Annotated in this window: 3 protein-coding genes and 2 rRNA genes; 4 read left to right on the top strand and 1 reads right to left on the bottom strand. The window is 63.3% G+C overall.

Annotation, left to right across the window (positions count from 1 at the left end; translation table 11 throughout):
- Window positions 1–4 precede the first annotated feature (4 nt).
- A 5S ribosomal RNA gene (gene rrf, locus FG94_RS19440) occupies window positions 5–117 on the top strand.
- 111 nt (window positions 118–228) lie between these two features.
- Here rrf and FG94_RS19435 read toward each other — a convergent pair.
- Window positions 229–678, bottom strand: a complete 450-nt coding sequence (locus FG94_RS19435) for a MarR family winged helix-turn-helix transcriptional regulator (RefSeq protein ID WP_036215087.1) — start codon at window positions 676–678, stop codon at window positions 229–231.
- Between the two features lie 182 nt (window positions 679–860).
- Between FG94_RS19435 and FG94_RS26170 the strand changes: the two genes are divergently transcribed.
- The 3 genes from FG94_RS26170 to FG94_RS19420 form a co-directional block, all read left to right on the top strand.
- Entirely contained in the window at window positions 861–2,504 is a 1,644-nt protein-coding gene (locus FG94_RS26170; RefSeq protein WP_161783983.1) for a DUF418 domain-containing protein, read from the top strand.
- Window positions 2,414–4,861 (top strand): penicillin acylase family protein, encoded by a 2,448-nt coding sequence (locus FG94_RS19425; RefSeq protein WP_081926089.1) that lies wholly within the window; start codon window positions 2,414–2,416, stop codon window positions 4,859–4,861. Before FG94_RS26170 ends, FG94_RS19425 begins: the two co-directional genes overlap by 91 nt.
- A gap of 441 nt (window positions 4,862–5,302) precedes the next feature.
- A 16S ribosomal RNA gene (locus tag FG94_RS19420) occupies window positions 5,303–5,514 on the top strand; the annotation flags it as partial.

The following is a 5,514-nucleotide window of genomic DNA, read 5'->3' as shown; positions in this document are numbered from 1 at the left end:
AAAGACTGATGACCATAGCAAGTCGGTCCCACCCCTTCCCATCCCGAACAGGACCGTGAAACGACTTTGCGCCGATGATAGTGCTGCAACCAGTGTGAAAGTAGGTTATCGTCAGGCTAGTTATATGAAAAACCCCACCAGATGATTCTGGTGGGGTTTTTTGCGTTCAGGTCCGCACTGCGGATCCTCACTCTCTGCCAAGCGAAAAGCGGGGCGAGCCCCGCCGATTCACGCTCCGGCGCTATCGTTCAGGTTCTTGCGCAGGTCGACCAGCTGGTCACGCAGGTTGGTGATCTCGTCCACCGAGCATTTGGTGGCGCACAGGATTTCCGGCATCAGCGCGGCCGCATCCTTGCGCAAGGACTGCCCCTGCTCGGTAAGGCTGACGATCACCTGCCGCTCGTCAGCGCGGGCGCGCGCCCGCTGCACCAGGCCCTGCGCTTCCATCCGCTTCAGCAGCGGCGTCAGCGTGGCGGAATCCAGGAAAAGGCGCTCGCCGATATCCGACACGGTCAGCTCGTCCTGCTCCCATAACACCATCATCACCAGGTATTGCGGATAAGTCAGACCGAGTTTCGGCAGCAGTCCGCGGTACACACGCATCATGGCCAAGGAGGTCGAGTAGAGTGCAAAGCAGAGCTGGTCGCCCAGCACGGGCGTAGGAGGAGTCGTTTTCATCAATCCAATATAGATCGCACACAAGCTAATTGCAAGCGAGGTGACCAGCAGGGCCCATGCAATATTAATAATGGGTCCTTAAAACGCGTTCTGTCATATATTTACGTCGTTTCGTCGCATGAGGCCTTTTGGCGGCGACCCTCTGGAATACGATCACCAGATCAAACCAGAAGGAGATGAGCATGGATAGACCAGCTGTGCCGGCGGCGCTGACGCCGGTTGCGAACGACGAACGCATCCAGTCGCTCGATGTCGTGCGCGGCTTTGCCCTCATCGGCATCCTCCTGATGAACGTCGAGTTCTTCAACCGCGCCACCGCCTCCCTCGGCTCCGGCATGCAGGGCGGTCTCACCGGCGCGAATTTCTGGGTCAGCTACTTCGTCCAGTACTTCGTCACCGGTAAATTCTGGACCATCTTCTCCCTCCTGTTCGGCATGGGCTTCGCCGTCATGCTGACCAGGGCGGAGCGCGCTGGCCGCAGCTTCCTCGTCCCTTACATGCGCCGCATCGCCGCACTGGCCGTCTTCGGCGCCTTGCACCACATCTTCCTGTTCGCAGGCGACATCCTGTTCAGCTATGCCGTCGCGGCGACGGCCCTCTTGATCGTGCTGTATGGGCGCGCCAAGTGGATCCTGCTCGCGATCCTCCTGTGCGCCGGAGGCGGCTTCATTCCCGGCATGGACTGGCTGTTCGGCATTGCCGGCGGCGTGGCCTTCTTCGGCGTCGTTGCATGGTGGCTGCGCGGCGAACAGCGCATGAAACGCCTCGGCAAAGCGCCGGTCATCGCTTTCATCATGATGCTGGTCGGCGTGCTTGCAACGATCGGCGGCGCCGTGACCTGGTTCTTGCCCGCCACGCCGCCGCAGGCACGCTTCGGCCTGCCGATGCTCGGCATTGCCCTGATCACGCTGGGTACCCTCACCACGCGCTACCACGCCGACAAGCCGGCCCGCCCGTGGCGGATCGGTGTCGGCATCTACTGCTTTTCCTTCCTCATGATGACCGGCGCCGGCGCATCGATGTACTTCTTCCCGGAGAAGCCGCCCGTTGTCGCGACCAAGGAGCAAGCCAAGAAGCAGAAGGAGCAGGAGGCCGAACGGGCCAAGAACCTGAAGGAGCGCGAAGAACGCATCAAGCGCGAGACCACGGTGCTCACCAAAGGGAGCTTCAGCGACGCCGTGAACATGCGCGCCAAGCAATTCGTCGAAGACGCGCCCGGCCAGGTCGGCTTCGCGACCGTCCTGATCGCGATGTTCCTGATCGGTACCTGGTTCGTCCGCTCGGGCATCATGGAAAAGGCGCAGGCTAATTTGCCGCTGTTCCGCAGGCTGGCCATGTTCGGCCTGCCGATCGGCATCGGCATGGGCGTGCTGGGATCCGCCATCGCCATGCATGCGGTGCCCGGATCACGCGGCGCCGACGGCTTCCAGCTGGCATCCGGCCTGCAAATGCTGGGCAACCTGCCGGCCTCGATCGGCTATGTCAGCCTGGTGATCCTGATGCTCTATAGCGCCTCGCCCTTGAACAAGGTAAGCGTGCTGGCCCCATTCGGCCGCATGGCCCTGACGAACTACCTGACGCAGTCGCTGGTCGCGTCGACCTTCTTCTTCGGCTACGGCTTTGGCAACTGGGGCATCTCGCGCCTCGACCAGATGCTGTTCGTCGCCGTGCTGGCGGTGGCGCAGATCGCGTTCAGCCATGTGTGGCTGTCGCGCTTCCGCTACGGCCCGATGGAATGGCTGTGGCGTGCGGTCACCTACTGGCAGATCCCGCCCATGCGCATCAAGACCCCGGCGGCCGTGCCCGCGGTGGCGACGCCGGCGTGAAGGGGCTGGTTCGACTCGGCGCTGCGCTGCTGGTGGGCGCCGCGCTTCCTGTCTGCGCACAGCCGGTAAAGCTCGCCGGCCTGGGCCAGCCGGCGCGGATCCTGGTGGACCGCTGGGGCGTGCCGCACATCTACGCGGCCAGCCAGGACGATGCCTTCTTCGTCCAGGGCTTCAATGCCGCCCGCGACCGCCTGTTCCAGATCGACTTGTGGCGCCGCCGCGGGCTGGGCGAGCTGGCCTCGGTCTTCGGTCCCTCCTACGTGGAGCAGGACCGGGCGGCGCGCCTGTTCCTGTACCGCGGCAGCATGGCGCCGGAATGGGCCGCCTACGGCAAGGATGCGCAAAGGACCAGTGCCCGTTTCGTCGCCGGCATCAATGCCTACATCGACTATATCGGGCGCAGGCCGGAGCTGCTGCCTTTCGAGTTCCGCCAGCTCGGCTACAAGCCGGCGAAGTGGCGGCCGGAAGACGTGGTGCGCATCCGCAGCCACGGGCTGACACGCAACCTGACCCAGGAAGTCGCGCGCGCGCGCGTGGTCTGCAGCGCGGGCCTGGCAGCCGATGCCGTGCGCGCCCAGCTGTCGCCGGCATGGACCACGCGGCTGCCCGAAGGGCTCGACCCCTGCCTGCCCGACGACGCGCTCGACGTCTTCACGCGCGCGACCGAGAACGTGCGCTTCGAACGGCGCAAGCTGCAGGTCGCGCGCGCGGCGGCTCCGAACGAGGAAACGCTCGAGGGCAGCAACAACTGGGTGGTCGCGCCCTCGCGCACCACGACCGGCCGCCCGATCCTGGCAAACGATCCGCACCGGGCCTATGGCGCACCGTCGCTGCGCTACATCGTGCACCTGAGCGCTCCCGGGCTCGACGTCATCGGGGCAGGGGAGCCGGCGCTGCCCGGCGTTTCGATCGGCCATAACGGCAAGGTCGCCTTCGGGCTGACCATCTTCAGCATCGACCAGGAAGACCTGTACGTCTACGAAGTCAATCCAGCGAACCCGCAGCAGTACCGCTACCAGGGCCGCTGGGAGAACTTCCGCGTGGTGCGCGAAAAAGTGGCGGTGCGCGGCGGTCCCGCACGCACGGTCGAGCTGCGCTTCACCCGCCACGGTCCCGTGATCCACCAGGATGCCCGCAAGCGCCGCGCGCTGGCGGTCCGCACCGCGTGGACGGCGCCCGGCATGGCACCGTACTTCGGCAGCATCGACTACATGAAGGCCCAGGACTTCACCCAGTTCCGCCGCGCGATGGAGCGCTGGGGTGCGCCGACCGAAAACCAGGTGTACGCCGATACGGCCGGGAACATCGGCTGGGTTGCCGGTGGCCTGGCGCCCGTGCGTCCGAACTGGGACGGATTGATGCCGGTGCCGGGTGACGGCCGCTATGAATGGCAGGGCTTCCTCGACGGCGCGAAGCTTCCCTATGTCCTCAATCCGAAGCAGGGCTGGTTCGCCTCGGCCAACGAAATGAACCTGCCGGCCGGATTCCCCTACCGGGAGCACAAGCTCGGCTTCGAATGGCCGGACAATGCGCGCGCGCGGCGGATCGCGGAGGTCTTGGCGAAGACGCCCAAGGCGAGCATGGAGGACATGGAGCGCCTGCAGGGCGACATGGTGTCGCTGAACGCGCGCCGCCTGGTGGCCCTGCTCAAGCCACTGTCCTCGCCAAACCAGAAGACTCAGGCGGCCTTGCGCCTGCTGTCCTCCTGGGATGGCGAGGAGAAGGCCACGTCCGCGGCTGCGGCCTTGTACGAGGTATGGTGGTCGCGTCATCTTGGTCATGCGTTCAAGGAGGCGGTCCTGGCGCCGGCGGCGGCGCAGAGCTTCGATGCGCCGCATGCGAGCGTGCTGCTCGAGTCGCTGGAAAACCCGGCGCAGCGCTTTGGTGCGGATGCGGTCCGCAAGCGGAACGAGGTGCTGCTCACCAGTCTCACAGAAGCGTGGGCGGAAGTGGAAAGCTTGCTCGGGCCGGACCCGGCGCGCTGGCAATGGGGCAAGCTGCACTTCAGCTATTTCGTGCATCCGATGACGCCGATCCTCGACCAGGCTGCCCGGGCGCAGGTGAACGTCGGGCCCTTGCCGCGTGGCGGCGGCGCCTACACGGTCAACGTGTCGAGCTACCACCCCGACAGTTTCTGGCAGGCGCACGGACCCTCGTTCCGCATGGTGCTCGACGTCGGCAACTGGGACAACTCACGGGCGATCAACACGCCCGGGCAGTCGGGCGACCCGGCTAGTGCGCACTACCGCGATCTTGCGCAGCCCTGGGCGGAGGGCAAGTACTTCCCGCTGCTGTACTCGCGCGAGGCGGTGGAGAAGGCGGCCAGACAGGTCATCGAACTGCTGCCGGGGCGCTGACGAAAGGGGCTTGCAAGCGGGCGCGCGCTTTGTTATAGTTCGCGTCCGCTTCGTTTTGAGCAAAAAAACGTTAACGTAATCAAGTGGTTACGATGACAAGCTCAAGAGAAATTCTAAAAACGAAGCGAACGAGGGGTTGACGAGTTAAGCGAAACACTGCATAATCTCACTTCTCTGCTGCTGACGAACACAACGCTTCGTACGGTGCAGCAAGGTAGTACAGAACAACGGTTCTTTAACAATCAACAGTCGATAAGTGTGGGCGTTTGATGAAGGTGCCGGCTGACTTGTTCAGCTGCATACTTAAATTATCAAATGTTCACAAAAGTATTAAGCGTTGTCTCAGCAATGAGATAACGGTCAGTATCTTGAGTGAGCGAAATCGATCCAGTGGATCGATTTCGAAAGCCGTAGCAATGCGGTTTTCGACAAACAGAGATTGAACTGAAGAGTTTGATCCTGGCTCAGATTGAACGCTGGCGGCATGCTTTACACATGCAAGTCGAACGGCAGCACGGGCTTCGGCCTGGTGGCGAGTGGCGAACGGGTGAGTAATACATCGGAACGTACCCAGAAGTGGGGGATAACGCAGCGAAAGTTGCGCTAATACCGCATACGTTCTACGGAAGAAAGTGGGGGATCTTCGGACCTCA

Source organism: Massilia sp. LC238 (assembly GCF_000735635.1).
In the GTDB taxonomy this organism is placed as follows: Bacteria; Pseudomonadota; Gammaproteobacteria; order Burkholderiales; family Burkholderiaceae_D; genus Telluria; species Telluria varians.
The sequence above is the reverse complement of the archived record's forward strand: the minus strand, read 5'-3'. Positions and strand labels throughout refer to the sequence as shown.